Here is a 13,885-nt window from a genome sequence, read left to right as displayed (position 1 = left end):
CTTCAAAGGGCCGGATCGGTACCGATGACCACACGCACCCTCCGGCCCGTCCAGAAGCGGCATGGTCAAAGGTCTCGCCAAACCGGAGTCGCTTGCGCCATGACCGGTATTTTTCGGTCAAGTCTGTTGACGCAAGCCCCTCTCGCATACGGAGGGAGGCTACTCCCCAATGACAGGCGGGATTGTAGCGTAACGAGGCATTGCCTGGGGAAAATTCAGCCGCGCGCGGCGAGGATCGCGTCGGCGAATTCGACGAAACCGGCGCCATACGGCGCATTCGTCACATAGGCCGGCGCCTTTTCGAGCATGGCAACATGCGCGGCGACGTTGGCCACGCCGACCGCATGCGGATAATGCGCGAACATGCGGGCGTCGTTGCCGGAATCGCCGACGAAGGCGAAGCCGGCGCGGGCGGTAGCGTCGTCGAACCCAAAGACGTCGGCAAGAACATGGGCGCTGGTCGTCTGCTTGCAGAAGCGGACCAGCGATGCATGGGCGTGGATGCTGCTGGCGGTGGCAAAGAAACCGTGGGCGCGGATGAAGGCGACCACCTCCTCCACCTGGCTCGCTGGCAGCGGCGTGATGTTTTCACCGATATCGAAGGCGAGGTCGCCGATGCGCTGCGGCGCGTCGTCGGCAACCGCGATCCCGGGAAAACGCCGCCGCAACTCCGGCACGAAGGCTTCCAGCCTGCGGCGGTGCTCCTTGCGGGTGGGCTCGTCCGCATAGAACCAGGAACAGAGCCGTCCGCCGTCATCCAGCCAGAACGCGCTGGCGCCATTTTCGGCGATCACCGCGTCGAAACCGCACAGGCGCAGCAGCGGCATCGCCCAGTACGTCGGCCGTCCGGTGACCGCAACCAGGTTCAATCCGGCAGCGCGCAACCGGGCGAGCGCATGCAGCACTTCGGGGGTGATGCGCCCGTGCGTGGTCAAGGTGTCGTCAATGTCGGTCAGCACGCCGCAAAGGCGGCGGCGATAATCCGCCGGCCACTGCGCGAGCGGCTTCATAACTCGTAGCTGTCTTTCTCGCCGGCCATCACCTGCTCGACCAGCCGGCGGTTGAGCGTCGGCGCCAGCAGTTCGATGAAACTGTATACATAGCTGCGCAAATACGCGCCCTGCTTGAGCGCGACGCGCGACACGTTGGAACCGAACAGATGCCCTACCGAAATTGCTTCCAGCCCCTTATCGCGCTCCGGATCGAATGCCATGCCGGCAATGATGCCCACGCCCATGCCCAGTTCCACGTAGGTCTTGATCACGTCGGCGTCGATCGCTTCCAGCAGGATGTCCGGCTTCAATGAGCGGATTTCGAACGCATGATCGATCTTCGCGCGCCCGGCGAACGCGCTGTCGTAGGTAATCAGCGGATAGGTGGCAATTTCTTCCAGCGTAAGCGCCTTGGACTTAAGCAAGGGATGGTCGTGCGGCACCACCACCACATGCTCCCATTGATAGCAGGGCAGGGAAATCAGCCCGTCGGCGTTGGCAATCGCCTCGGTCGCAATGGCAAGATCCGCCTGGTCCTTCATTACCATTTCAGCGATCTGGCGCGGGTTTCCCTGCAACAAAGACAACTTCACCTTCGGGTATTTCTGCGTGAACGCCTGCACCACTTTCGGCAGGGTATAGCGCGCCTGGGTATGCGTGGTGGCAATGGTGAAACTGCCGGTATCCTGTGCCGCGAACTCCTTGCCGATCCGCTTCAGGCCGTCGATCTCCTGCATGATCAGCTCCACCGAGCGCAACACCGCCCGCCCCGGCTCGGTCAGCCCGCGGATGCGCTTGCCATGGCGCGTAAAAATATCCACGCCCAGCTCCTCTTCCAGTTCGATGATGGCCTTGGACACGCCCGGCTGCGAGGTATACAGCGCCTTGGCGGCTTCGGTCAGGTTGAAATTTTGCCGGACGGCTTCCCGGACGAAGCGGAGTTGATGGAGATTCATGTTTCCCTTGTCACATTGCTAATGCAGTTTTCCGTTTTTGTATATGCCAAACAGGCATATAAGCAAATAAATTCTAAGTAGTTTGGAATAAGGAATAAGTTTATTACGATTCACGCTACTTTGTGCGAGGACTCATGACTCTTACTTATGTCATTTCCGGATTTGGGGTCGGCCTGCTGGTCGGCCTCACAGGCGTGGGCGGCGGCTCGCTGATGACGCCTTTGCTCACGCTGATGTTTGGCGTTTCGCCATCGGTCGCCGTCGGCACCGACCTCGCGTTCGCATCGACCACCAAGGCAGCCGGCACGCTTGCCCACCGTTACCGGGGCACCGTGCACTGGGATATCGTACGCCATCTTTGCTTCGGCGCATTGCCTGCCGCGATTCTTGCGGCGATCGCACTGAAATATTTCGGCGCGCTCGACAAGCAGATCAACCAGATCATCCGTTTTTCCATCGCCGGCTCGGTGCTTCTGACCGTCATCGCGCTGCTGTTTCGCGCCCGCATGCAGGCCTGGGTGATCCGCCATCCGGAAAAACAGTTGCAAGGCACAAAACTTACTGTTGCGACCGTCGTGGTCGGCGCGGTGCTCGGCACCCTGGTCACGATCTCCTCGATCGGCGCCGGCGCAATCGGTGCAACCATCCTGGTATTGCTGTATCCTCGCCTGTCCCCGGCGGAAATCGCCGGCACCGACATTGCCTACGCCGTCCCCCTGACCGCGATCGCCGCCTTTGGCCACTGGTGGCTCGGCTCGATCGACTGGATGCTGCTCGCCGCCCTGCTGCTCGGCTCCGTGCCCGGCATCACCATCGGTTCGCTCGCCGCCAAGGCGGTTCCGGAAAAGTTCCTGCGCGGCCTCCTGGCCACGGCGCTGACGGGCGTCGCCGCAAAAATGGTTTTTTAGGATTGGAACAAAAAGATGTACCGTTACGACCAATATGATCACCAGATCGTCAAGGAACGCGTGGCGCAGTATGCCGACCAGGTGCGCCGCCGCCTTGCCAACGAACTGACGGAAGACGAATTCCGGCCGCTGCGCCTGCAGAACGGCCTGTACTACCAGCGCCATGCATACATGCTGCGCTGCGCGATCCCCTACGGCCTGCTGGCGTCGCGCCAGTTGCGCATGTTCGCGCACATCGCGCGCGAACATGACCGCGGCTACGGCCATTTCACGACGCGGCAGAACATCCAGTTCAACTGGATCAAGCTCGAGGAAACGCCCGAAATCCTCGGCAAGCTGGCGTCGGTCGAGATGCACGCGATCCAGACCTCCGGCAACTGCGTGCGCAACATCACCTCCGACCAGTTCGCCGGCGTCGCTCCAGATGAACTCGTCGATCCGCGCCCCTGGTGCGAAATCCTGCGCCAGTGGAGCACCTTCCATCCGGAATTCGCGTTCCTGCCGCGCAAGTTCAAGATCGCGATCAACGGCGCGCGGGAAGACCGCGCCGCGATCCTGATGCACGATATCGGCCTGAACATCGAAAAGAATGCGCAGGGCGAGATCGGCTTCCGCGTGTTCGTCGGCGGCGGCCTCGGACGCACTCCGATCCTGGGCAGCGAAATCCGCGCCTTCCTCCCGTGGCAGCATGTGCTGAGCTATGTCGAGGCGATCCTGCGCGTTTACAACCAGTACGGCCGCCGCGACAACATGTACAAGGCGCGCATCAAGATCCTGGTCAAGGCAATCGGCGTCGAGGAATTCGCGCGCCAGGTCGAGGCCGAATGGGCCGACCTGAAAGACGGCCCAAGCACGCTGACCGAGGAGGAACTGCAGCGTGTGGCCGCCTACTTCACCGCGCCGGCCTACGAAACCCTGCCGGCCGCGGACGCCCGCGTGGAACAGTTCAAGCTGGAGAACAAGGCGTTCTCCACCTGGGTCAGGCGCAACGTGAAGGGCCACAAGGTGCCGGGCTACGCTTCCGTCGTGCTGTCGCTGAAGAAGACCGGCGTGCCGCCGGGCGACGCGACCGCCGACCAGATGGACTTCGTCGCCGGCCTCGCCGACCGCTACAGCTTTGGCGAACTGCGCGTGACGCACGAGCAGAACCTGGTGCTGGCGGACGTGAAGCAGTCCGACCTGATCGCGCTGTGGGAAGAAGTGAAGAAGCAGGGACTGGCAACGCCGAACATCGGCCTGCTGACCGACATGATCTGCTGCCCGGGCGGCGATTTCTGCGCGCTGGCCAATGCGAAGTCGATCCCGATCGCGCAGGACATCGCCGAGCGTTTCGACAGCCTCGACTTCCAGCACGACATCGGCGACCTCGAGCTCAATATTTCCGGCTGCATCAATTCCTGCGGCCACCACCATATCGGCCATATCGGCATCCTCGGCGTCGACAAGGACGGCAGCGAGTGGTACCAGGTATCGATCGGCGGCTCGCAGGGCAATGAGGCGGCGATCGGCAAGATCATCGGCCCGTCGTTCTCCGCGCACCAAATGCCGGAAGTGATCGACCGCATCCTGCAGGTGTATCTGCGCGAGCGCATCGAGAACGAGCGCTTCATCGACACCGCGCGCCGCATCGGCATCGCGCCGTTCAAGGAATTCGTGTACGCCACGCCCATCAAGATTGCACATCCCGCAGGAGAAGACGCCTATGCGTAACATCATCAAGAACAAGGCCGTCGTCGCGGATGACTGGAACGTGCTGCGCCTGAGCGAGGACGACACGCCGGACGCGGTCGCCATCCCCGAAGGCCGCGTCATCGTGCCGCTGAAGGTGTGGCAGCAGCAGCGTGCGGCACTTGAAACGCGCGCCGAACTCGGCGTCTGGATCGCCAGCAGCGAGCGCCCGGAAGAGCTGAAGGACGACCTCGGCCGCTTCCAGGTGGTCGCGGTGGACTTCCCCAAGTTCGGCGACGGCCGCGGCTATTCGATCGCGTACAACCTGCGCGCCCGCCTCGGCTACGCTGGCGAGCTGCGCGCGATCGGCGACGTGCTGCGCGACCAGCTGTTCCTGATGCAGCGCGTCGGCTTCGATGCGTTCGCGACACGCGAGGACAGGAACATCCATGACGCGCTCAAGGGCCTGACCGACTTTTCCGAGGTCTACTCGAACTCCTGGGACAAGAAGTCGCCGCTGTTCCGGCGCGTGCAGCGCGGCGTGGGGGCAGAGGCATGAACGGCCTGGTCGAGAACACGAAGGCGACGCTGGAGCGGATCGCCGCCGGGTTTTCGCCGGCCGTGTTCGCATCCAGCCTCGCTGCGGAAGACATGGTGCTGACCGACATGATCCTGCGCGCGAAGCTGCCGATTGCCATCTTCACGCTGGAGACCGGCCGCCTGCACAAGGAGACCCTGGGCGTGCTGGACCGCATCCGCGACACTTACGACTATGAAGTAAAGCTGTACCGGCCGCAGCAGGCTGCAGTGGACGCGTATGTGCAGCAGAACGGGCTGAATGCGTTCTACGACAGCGTGGAAATGCGCAAGGAATGCTGCCGCATCCGCAAGGTGGAGCCGCTCAAGCGTGCGCTCGCCGGCAACAAGGCCTGGATCACCGGGCAGCGCCGCGCACAGTCGACCACGCGCGTGGACCTGGCGGTGCAGGAAGACGACGCCGCGCACGGCATGGTCAAGTTCAACCCGCTGGCGGACTGGTCGGAAGAAGATGTTTGGAACTACATCCGCGACAACCAGGTTCCGTACAATCCGCTGCACGACAAAGGCTATCCGTCGATCGGCTGCGAGCCGTGCACGCGGGCGATCCAGCCGGGCGAGGATGTGCGCGCCGGGCGCTGGTGGTGGGAAAACGCGGACACGAAGGAATGCGGGCTGCACGTCGTTGACGGCAAGCTCGTGCGAATCAAATCGGTAGCAGCTTAGGAAACCATGAATACAGTAGTCGACAAACTCTTTCTGGACGCAGCCAGCAACCGTCACCTGGACTGGCTGGAATCGGAAGCGATCCACATCATGCGCGAAGTCGCGGCCGAATGCACCAACCCGGCGCTGCTCTTCTCGGGTGGCAAGGATTCCGTGGTGCTGCTGCGTATCGCCGAAAAGGCGTTCCGCCCGGGCAAGTTCCCCTTCCCGCTGGTGCATATCGACACCGGGCACAATTTCCCGGAAGTGATCGAGTTCCGCGACCGCCGCGCCAACGAGCTGGGCGAGCGCCTGGTCGTGCGCTCCGTCGAAGACTCGATCAAGCGCGGCACCGTGCGCCTGCGCAACCCGCAGACCGATTCGCGCAACGCGGCGCAGGCGGTGACGCTGCTGGAGACGATTGCGGAATTCGGCTTCGACGCCTGCATCGGCGGCGCCCGCCGCGACGAGGAAAAGGCGCGCGCGAAAGAGCGCATCTTTTCGTTCCGCGATGAATTCGGCCAGTGGAATCCGAAAGCGCAGCGCCCGGAACTGTGGGACCTGTATAACACCCGCGTCCACCCGGGCGAGAACATGCGCGTGTTCCCGATCTCGAACTGGACCGAACTCGACGTCTGGCAATACATCGCGCGCGAAAAGCTGGCGCTGCCGTCGATCTACTTCGCGCACGAGCGCCAGGTGATCCCGCGCAACGGCCTGCTGGTGCCGCTGACCGACCTGACGCCGGCGCGCGAAGGCGAAACCGTCGAAACCCGCGTAGTGCGCTTCCGCACCGTGGGCGACATTTCCTGCACCTGCCCGGTCGCGTCCGACGCGGCCGACGTGGACGCGATCATCGCCGAAACCGCGGTGACCCAGATCACCGAGCGCGGCGCGACCCGCATGGATGACCAGACATCGGAAGCATCGATGGAAAAACGCAAGAAGGAAGGATATTTCTGATGGGTGCACAATTGACTGCGGCCGCCGTTTCCGAACCACTCCTGTCGCACAATGCCGGCACCGAGCGCGGCCTGCTGCGCTTCATCACCGCCGGCTCCGTCGATGACGGCAAGAGCACGCTGATCGGCCGCCTGCTGTTCGACAGCAAGGGCATCTTCGCCGACCAGCTCGATGCGATCTCGCGCGCCAAGCACAAGCGCACCGTCGGCGACACCGTCGACCTGTCGCTCTTGACCGACGGCCTGGAAGCCGAGCGCGAGCAAGGCATCACGATCGACGTCGCCTACCGCTATTTCGCCACCCCGAAGCGCAAGTTCATCATCGCCGACACCCCCGGCCATGAGCAGTACACCCGCAACATGGTCACCGGTGCCTCGACCGCCGACGCGGTGATCATCCTGGTCGACGTGTCCAAGGTCAAGCTCGGCGACGACGGCAGCGTCGAACTGCTGACGCAGACCAAGCGCCATTCGACGATCGCACACCTGCTGCGCATCGAGCATGTGATCGTCGCGGTCAACAAGATGGACCTGGTCAACTACGACCAGACCGTCTACGACCGCATCGTCGCCGCCTACCTGCAGTTCGCGCAGCAGCTCGGCCTGAAGGACGTGCGCGCGATCCCGCTGTCGGCGCTGGCCGGCGACAATGTCGTCGCCGCGGGCGACAGGATGCCGTGGTACCAGGGCCCGACGCTGATCGAGCTGCTGGAATCGCTGTCGGTCTACGACGAATCGCATGACGAGCCGTTCCGCTTCCCGGTGCAGCTGGTGGCGCGCCACAACGGCCATGAAGCGAACGACTTCCGCGGCTACATGGGCCGCATCGAAGCCGGCAAGGTGAAGAAAGGCGACAAGCTGGTGGTGCAGCCGGGCGGCCAGGTCGCGACGGTGAAGGACATCGTGACGCTCGAAGGCTCGCTGGAATCCGCTGCCGTCGGCCAGTCGGTCACGCTGCTGCTGGAAGAGTATCTCGACATTTCCCGCGGCGACATGCTGGCCGAGGCCGGCAAGCCGGCGACGCTGCAAAAGACGGTGACCGCCGAGGTCTGCTGGCTGTCGGAGGAACCGCTCGACATGCGCCGCAAGTACTGGCTCAAGCACACGACCAAGCAGGTCGCGGCGCGCGTGACGAAGATCGACACGCTGCTCGACATCAACACCCAGGAACGTCGCGCCGCCGATGCGCTGAAGCTCAACGATATCGCGACGCTGTCGATCAACGTGCAGCAGCCGCTGGCGGCCGATGCGTACGACGCGATCCGCTCCACCGGCTCCTTCATCCTGATCGATGAAGTGACGCACCAGACGGTGGCGGCAGGCATGATCCGCATCGCTTGAGCGGGCGCTCCATGACGTCCCCTGCCGCGACCCGCAAGACCGGCAAGGTCTGGCTGGTCGGCGCAGGACCGGGCGCCGCGGACCTGATCACGGTCCGCGGCGCCCGTATTCTTTCCGAAGCCGAAGTCGTGCTGCACGACGCGCTGGTCACCGAAGAAATGCTGGCGCTGTGCCCGCAGGCGGAGAAAATTTCCGTCGGCAAGCGCTCCGGCCGCCGTTCTACCGCGCAGGCCGAGATCAACCGGCGCCTGATCGAATGCGCGCACAAGTATGCCCGCGTGGTGCGCCTGAAGGGCGGCGACCCGATGCTGTTCGGCCGCGCCGACGAGGAGCTGCGGGCGCTGGAAGCGGAAGGCATCGATGTCGAAATCGTTCCCGGCGTGACCGCCGCGCTGGCCGCCGCGGCGTCCTCGAAGCAGCCGCTGACCAGGCGCGGCATCGCCCGCAGCGTCGCCTTCTTTACTTCCAGCACCGCCCCCGGGCATCCGGAACACACCACCCTGCCCGATTGCGACACCCTGGTCCAGTACATGGGCGGCAAGGAAGCGATCGACACCGCGCGCAAGCTGCTGGCGCAAGGGCGGCCGGCATCGCATCCTGTGCTCGTCATCGAAAACTGCAGCCGCGCCGACGAGCGCATCCTGCGCCTGCAACTCGGCGAACTGGAAAACGGGCTTGCCGGGTGCGAGGGGCCGGTGCTGGTAATGATCGGCGAAGCGATGGCGCCGCGCGATTAAAGCCCCTACCCGTTCTTCAACGCCCCCGCGCAATACCGCGCAATCGCGTTCAATACCTCGGGATCCTCCCCGACCGCCTGCGCGGCGTCGATCTTCATGGCCGGATGCGCCTGCCTCAGCTCGGCGATCATCGCCGGCAGGTCGCGCAGCACATGGCCGCCTTGCCCGAAAAACACGGGAACGACGGTGATTTCGCCGCAGCCTTCCTGCGCCAGCCGCGTGACGAGCTCGGGCAGGCGCGGCGTCATGAATTCCAGGAAGGCGAGCGATACCGCGACATCCGGACGCAACGCCTGCGTCAGCTGCTGCAGGCGCTCAAAGGGCTCTGCCCAGCGCGGATCGCGCGCGCCGTGGGCAAACAGGATCAGGGATCGTTGCGGCATCGTTCTTCCCGAAATTTCGAATCAAGCAGGGTTTCTGGTCGCTCGTCCGCTAATGTTTCTGCACCCATAACAGCGCGGCGATCGCCACCAGCAGGAAGGTCATGCTGGGCAGCACCGCGGTCGCCAGCGGCGGCCAGGTATTGAGCAGCCCGAGGTGCGAGAACAGGCTGTTGAGCAACTGGAAGCTGACACCGATCATGATGCCGATGAAGATCTTCAGGCTGACGCCGCCGGCACGGAAATGCAGATAGGCGAACGGCAAGGCCAGCGCCATCATCACGAGGACCGCGAGCGGATAGAACAGTTTTTTCCAGAACGCGATTTCATAGCGCTCCGTCGTCTGCTTGTTTTCGGCAAGGTGGCGGGTGTAGGTCGCGAGGCCGTAGGCCGACATGCGGTCGGGATCGGCAAACAGGACGGACAGGATATCGGGCGTGATTTCGGACACGAGGTCACGCTCGGCCAGTTGCCTGGTGGTCACCACTGACGAAATCTCGGCTGCCTGGCGCGAAAAGCTGGTCTCCGTCACGTTCACCATGCGCCAGACATTGTTGTCCTTGTACGCAGCGCGTTCGGCGGTCACGACCGAGGTCAGGTGGAATTCGCGGTCGAACTCGTACATCTTGACGCCCTGCAATTGCCCGTCGGGCGTCACGTCCACGACGTTCACAAAACGCGAGCCGATCGCTTCCCCTTCGATGCCGTTCTGGCGGATCACATCCTTGGTCCACAGGCCGGTGCGGAATTCCTTCGACACGGTCGCGCCTTGCGCCTGCAACTTCAGCCTTTCGCCCATCTCGCTCGCAGCCGGCGCCAGCACTTCGCCGAACAGGAAGGTGATCAGCACCAGCACGATGCCTACCTTCGCCAGCATCCACCCCGCCCTGCCGGTCGACAAGCCGGACGCGCGCATGATGGTGAACTCGGACCGAGCGGCAAGCTGAGCCAGCGCGTAGATAGTGCCGATCAGCGCCGCGATCGGCATCAGGTCGTAGACGTAGCCCGGCAGCCCCATCGCCACATACAGGAACGCATGCTGCAGCCGATAACCGCCACGTCCGACCTGCGGCAATTCCCCGATCAGGTCGAAAAAGGCAAACAATGCAAGGAACGCCACCAGCGCGAATGCGACTGCGCCGGTAATTTCCCGCGATACATAACGATCCAGGACCTTCACTGCGCCTCCGCATTCCTGAACAGCCAGGCACGCTTGAACGCGCCCCACATGGTGGCCGGGTGGTAGGCGCTGTTGACGAACAGCCGCCATGAAAAGAGCAGCACGATCAGGATCGCCGCGACCAGGTGCAGCGGCCACCATGCGACCTCGAACGAAAGCCGTTTCTGCACCACCGCCGCCTGGAACACGCTCACCATGTTGCTGTAGATGATGAACAGCAGCAATGCAATCAACAGGTTGCCCGAGCGCCCGCCGCGCGGATTCGCGAAGCTTAATGGAATGGCCAGCAGCATGAGCAGCAAGCCCATCACCGGCAGGGAAATGCGCCACAGCAGTTCGCCGGCATTGAAATTGTTCATGTTCGCGAGCAATTCCGGCGTCGACAGGGAACGCGCCGACTGGTCGCCGACCAGTGCCTGCGACTGGCGCGACACCAGCACCGCATAGCGCTCGAATTCCATCACGCGGAAATCCGCCTGCGCCGCCACCCCGTCATAGCGCCGCCCCTGGTTCATCACCAGGAACTTGTCGCCGCGCTCGTCCAGCAGGACCGAGCCTTCCCGGGCCACCACAATGCTGTTGCGGCCATCCTTGACGGTATTGACGAACACGTTCTGCACCGTGGTCGCATCGCCGCTGACCGCTTCCACGAAGAAGATGCGGTCGGCGGAAGACGATTCCTGGAAGCGGCCCGGCGACACCTTTGCGATGTCCTCGCGCTTCTGGAAGCGCTCGCGGAACTCCGCGCTCTGCCGGTTCGCCCACGGCGTCACGAAGAAACTCAATGCCACGACCACCGCGATGACCGGCAGGCCGAAGGACAAGACTGGACTGATCCATCGGGAAAGGCTCAGTCCCGATGCGAACCACACAACCATTTCCGAGTCCTGATAACTTCGGGTCACGACCACCAGCACCGAAATAAAGGTAGTCAATATCAGGATGATCGGCAGGTAGCGCAGTGCCGCGAAGCCGATCAGCGCGATCACATCCTGCGAGGCGACCTTTCCGCCGGCCGCCTGGCCGAGGATCTTGATCAGCATGACGGTAATCGTGATCGTGAAAAGCGTGGTGAAGACAGCGCCGGCGGTACTTACCAATTCGCGTCGAAGAGCGCGCTGAAAGATCATTGAATAGAAGACTATAATTGCGTCTGGAGAAGGAGTGACCATGGACTTTAGCATAAAACCAATCGACGCTAAAACCGGCTTGGCCGGCATCCGCACCGGCTGCCTCGCGGTCGGCGTATTTGAAGAAAAGAAACTGTCCGCGGCCGCCCGCGAACTCGACAAGAAGGGCGCGATCAGCGCCGCGCTGAAATCCGGCGACATCACCGGCAAGGCCGGCTCGACGCTTCTGCTGCGGGGGCTGGACGGCGTGGCGGCGGAACGCGTGCTGCTGGTCGGACTGGGCACGGAAGAATCGGTATCTGAGAAAAACTTCGTGTCCGCGGTGCAAGGCGCGGCGCGCGCGTTTTCGACGCTCGGCGCGACCGACGGCGCCATCGCCCTGCCCTTCGAGGAAATCAGGAATCGCGATATCGCATGGGCGATGCACGGCGCGGTGCTCGCGGTCCGCGACGCAAGCTATCGCTTCGACACCACCAAGAGCAAGAAGGACCCGGACAAAGGCGGCGTCAAGAAGCTGACTTTCCTGACCTCCAACGGCGGCGCCGCTGCCGCAAAAACCGCGGTCGCTCAGGCGACTGCGATCGCCAACGGCGTGGCGCTGACCAAGGACCTCGGCAACCTGCCGTCCAATCTCTGCACGCCGACCTATCTTGCAGGCGTCGCGAAGAAGCTGGCGAAGGATTTCAAGTTCGGCATCGAAGTGCTGGACCGCAAGCAGCTCGAGGCGCTGAAGATGGGCAGCTTCCTGTCGGTGACCAAGGGCAGCGAGGAGCCGCCGAAGTTCATCGTGATCAAGTACAACGGCGGCAAGCCGAAGGACGCACCTGTCGTTCTGGTCGGCAAGGGTATCACCTTTGACACCGGCGGCATCTCGATCAAGCCCAGCGCCAGCATGGATGAAATGAAGTACGACATGTGCGGCGCGGCATCAGTACTGGGCACCTTCCGCGCGCTCGGCGAACTGGGCCTGAAGCTGAACGTGGTCGGCATCATCCCGGCCTGCGAGAACATGCCGTCCGGCCGCGCATCCAAACCCGGCGACATCGTCACCTCGATGTCCGGCCAGACCATCGAAATCCTGAACACCGATGCCGAAGGCCGTCTGATCCTGTGCGATGCGCTGACGTACGCGGAACGCTTCAAGCCGGCGGTGGTGGTGGATATCGCCACCCTGACCGGCGCCTGCGTCACCGCGCTTGGCCATCACAACACCGGCCTGTTCACCCGCCACGACGACGCGCATGATGCCCTGGCCGAGGAACTGCTGGCCGCCGGCCGCGCCACCGGCGACACGGCGTGGCGCATGCCGATCGAGGATGCCTACCAGGAGCAGCTGAAGTCGAACTTCGCCGACATGGCCAACATCGGCGGTCCGCCCGGCGGCAGCATCACCGCCGCCTGCTTCCTCGAGCGCTACACGAAGAAGTACACCTGGGCGCACCTCGACATCGCCGGCACCGCCTGGAAGAGCGGCGCCGCCAAGGGCGCGACCGGCCGTCCGGTGCCGCTCCTGACGACTTTCCTGATGAACAGGGCGAACGGCAAGAAAGCCGCATGAAGCTCGCCACCTGGAACGTCAACTCCCTGAAAGTCCGCCTGCCGCAGGTCCTGCAATGGCTGGCGGACAATCCGATCGACGTCCTGTGCCTGCAGGAGACCAAGCTCACCGACGACAAGTTTCCGGCAGCCGACATCGAGAATGCCGGCTACCGGGTCGTCTTCGCCGGCCAGAAGACCTACAACGGCGTCGCCATCCTGTCGAAGCATCCGATGAGCGAGGTGGTGCGCAACAATCCGCGATTTCCGGATGAACAGCAGCGCATCATCGCCGCCACCATCGAGGGCATGCGCGTGGTTTGTGCCTACGTCCCGAACGGCCAGTCTGTCGGCTCGGACAAGTACCAGTACAAGCTGAACTGGCTGGGCGCGCTGCGCGACTGGCTGGAAGAAGAACTGAAGGCGCACGAGGGCCTGGCGCTGCTGGGCGACTACAACATCGCGCCGGAAGACCGCGACGTGCAGGATCCCGCCGCCTGGCAGGGGCAGGTGTTGTGCTCGGAGCCGGAACGCGCCGCATTCCGCACGCTGCAGGACCTGGGACTGAAGGATGCGTTCCGGCTGTTCGAGCAGCCGGAGAAGCTGTTCAGCTGGTGGGATTACCGGATGATGGCGTTCCGCCGCAACATGGGTCTGCGGATCGACCATATCCTGCTGTCGCCGTCCTTGGCGGCGCGCTGCAGCGGCTGCGTGATCGACAAGGCGCCACGCAAGTGGGAGCAGCCGTCGGATCATACGCCGGTGGTGGCGACGCTCGCATAGATCCAACATCGCATGCGGGCGTCCGCAAGCAATTCACCCGCGATAATTACCCCGTCGCGCCCGCGCAGGC

The 13,885-nt window shown here is 63.5% G+C and carries 14 protein-coding genes and 1 riboswitch; of the genes, 9 read left to right on the top strand and 5 right to left on the bottom strand.

All coding sequences use genetic code 11. The features are described 5' to 3' along the window. Positions 1–4: 4 nt before the first annotated feature. Positions 5–180: riboswitch (yybP-ykoY riboswitch) on the bottom strand. Between the two features lie 35 nt (positions 181–215). Next, positions 216–1,010, bottom strand: coding sequence for an HAD family hydrolase (locus VEC01_RS07645; protein ID WP_324900211.1), 795 nt, complete (start codon positions 1,008–1,010; stop codon positions 216–218). Next, on the bottom strand, positions 1,007–1,948 hold the full coding sequence (locus tag VEC01_RS07640; protein ID WP_324900210.1) for a CysB family HTH-type transcriptional regulator: 942 nt from the start codon (positions 1,946–1,948) through the stop codon (positions 1,007–1,009). The genes VEC01_RS07645 and VEC01_RS07640 overlap by 4 nt, the downstream gene beginning before the upstream one ends. 134 nt (positions 1,949–2,082) lie before the next feature. On the opposite strand from VEC01_RS07640, the gene VEC01_RS07635 reads away from it, so the two are divergent. From VEC01_RS07635 to cobA, 7 genes are read left to right on the top strand one after another with little or no spacing between them, the layout of a single operon-like run. Next, positions 2,083–2,856 carry a sulfite exporter TauE/SafE family protein gene (locus VEC01_RS07635; protein WP_324900209.1) on the top strand — a complete coding sequence of 258 codons (774 nt, stop codon included), beginning with the start codon at positions 2,083–2,085 and terminating at the stop codon, positions 2,854–2,856. 15 nt (positions 2,857–2,871) lie between these two features. Beyond that, positions 2,872–4,566, top strand: coding sequence for a nitrite/sulfite reductase (locus tag VEC01_RS07630; protein WP_324900208.1), 1,695 nt, complete (start codon positions 2,872–2,874; stop codon positions 4,564–4,566). Next, the gene (locus VEC01_RS07625; protein WP_324900207.1) at positions 4,559–5,083 is read left to right on the top strand and encodes a DUF934 domain-containing protein; all 525 of its coding nucleotides are present in this window, start codon (positions 4,559–4,561) and stop codon (positions 5,081–5,083) included. Before VEC01_RS07630 ends, VEC01_RS07625 begins: the two co-directional genes overlap by 8 nt. After that, positions 5,080–5,787 carry a phosphoadenylyl-sulfate reductase gene (locus VEC01_RS07620; RefSeq protein WP_324900206.1) on the top strand — a complete coding sequence of 236 codons (708 nt, stop codon included), beginning with the start codon at positions 5,080–5,082 and terminating at the stop codon, positions 5,785–5,787. Before VEC01_RS07625 ends, VEC01_RS07620 begins: the two co-directional genes overlap by 4 nt. A gap of 6 nt (positions 5,788–5,793) precedes the next feature. Further along, on the top strand, positions 5,794–6,729 hold the full coding sequence (gene cysD / locus VEC01_RS07615; protein WP_324900205.1) for a sulfate adenylyltransferase subunit CysD: 936 nt from the start codon (positions 5,794–5,796) through the stop codon (positions 6,727–6,729). Beyond that, positions 6,729–8,069 carry a sulfate adenylyltransferase subunit 1 gene (locus VEC01_RS07610; protein WP_324900204.1) on the top strand — a complete coding sequence of 447 codons (1,341 nt, stop codon included), beginning with the start codon at positions 6,729–6,731 and terminating at the stop codon, positions 8,067–8,069. Before cysD ends, VEC01_RS07610 begins: the two co-directional genes overlap by 1 nt. An 11-nt stretch (positions 8,070–8,080) precedes the next feature. Beyond that, positions 8,081–8,806, top strand: a complete 726-nt coding sequence (gene cobA, locus VEC01_RS07605) for a uroporphyrinogen-III C-methyltransferase (RefSeq protein ID WP_324900203.1) — start codon at positions 8,081–8,083, stop codon at positions 8,804–8,806. 5 nt (positions 8,807–8,811) lie between these two features. On the opposite strand, the gene VEC01_RS07600 is transcribed toward cobA, so the two are convergent. The 3 genes from VEC01_RS07600 to lptF are packed head-to-tail and all read right to left on the bottom strand — an operon-like array spanning position 8,812 to position 11,496. Further along, the gene (locus tag VEC01_RS07600) at positions 8,812–9,189 is read right to left on the bottom strand and encodes a CbiX/SirB N-terminal domain-containing protein (protein WP_324900202.1); all 378 of its coding nucleotides are present in this window, start codon (positions 9,187–9,189) and stop codon (positions 8,812–8,814) included. Positions 9,190–9,238: 49 nt separating this feature from the next. After that, a complete protein-coding gene (gene lptG / locus VEC01_RS07595; RefSeq protein WP_324900201.1) occupies positions 9,239–10,366 on the bottom strand; it encodes an LPS export ABC transporter permease LptG in 1,128 nt (375 codons plus the stop codon). Continuing rightward, entirely contained in the window at positions 10,363–11,496 is a 1,134-nt protein-coding gene (lptF, locus tag VEC01_RS07590) for an LPS export ABC transporter permease LptF (RefSeq protein WP_324900200.1), read from the bottom strand. The genes lptG and lptF overlap by 4 nt, the downstream gene beginning before the upstream one ends. Positions 11,497–11,536: 40 nt before the next feature. Between lptF and VEC01_RS07585 the strand changes: the two genes are divergently transcribed. After that, positions 11,537–13,054: a leucyl aminopeptidase gene (locus tag VEC01_RS07585; RefSeq protein WP_324900199.1), complete on the top strand. Its 1,518-nt coding sequence runs from the start codon at positions 11,537–11,539 to the stop codon at positions 13,052–13,054. Then, complete coding sequence (gene xth / locus VEC01_RS07580; protein ID WP_324900198.1) at positions 13,051–13,815, top strand: exodeoxyribonuclease III; 765 nt, start codon at positions 13,051–13,053, stop codon at positions 13,813–13,815. Before VEC01_RS07585 ends, xth begins: the two co-directional genes overlap by 4 nt. Positions 13,816–13,885 lie beyond the last annotated feature (70 nt).

Source organism: Noviherbaspirillum sp., assembly GCF_035627455.1.
GTDB lineage: Bacteria > Pseudomonadota > Gammaproteobacteria > Burkholderiales > Burkholderiaceae_D > Noviherbaspirillum.
The sequence above is the reverse complement of the archived record's forward strand: the minus strand, read 5'-3'. Positions and strand labels throughout refer to the sequence as shown.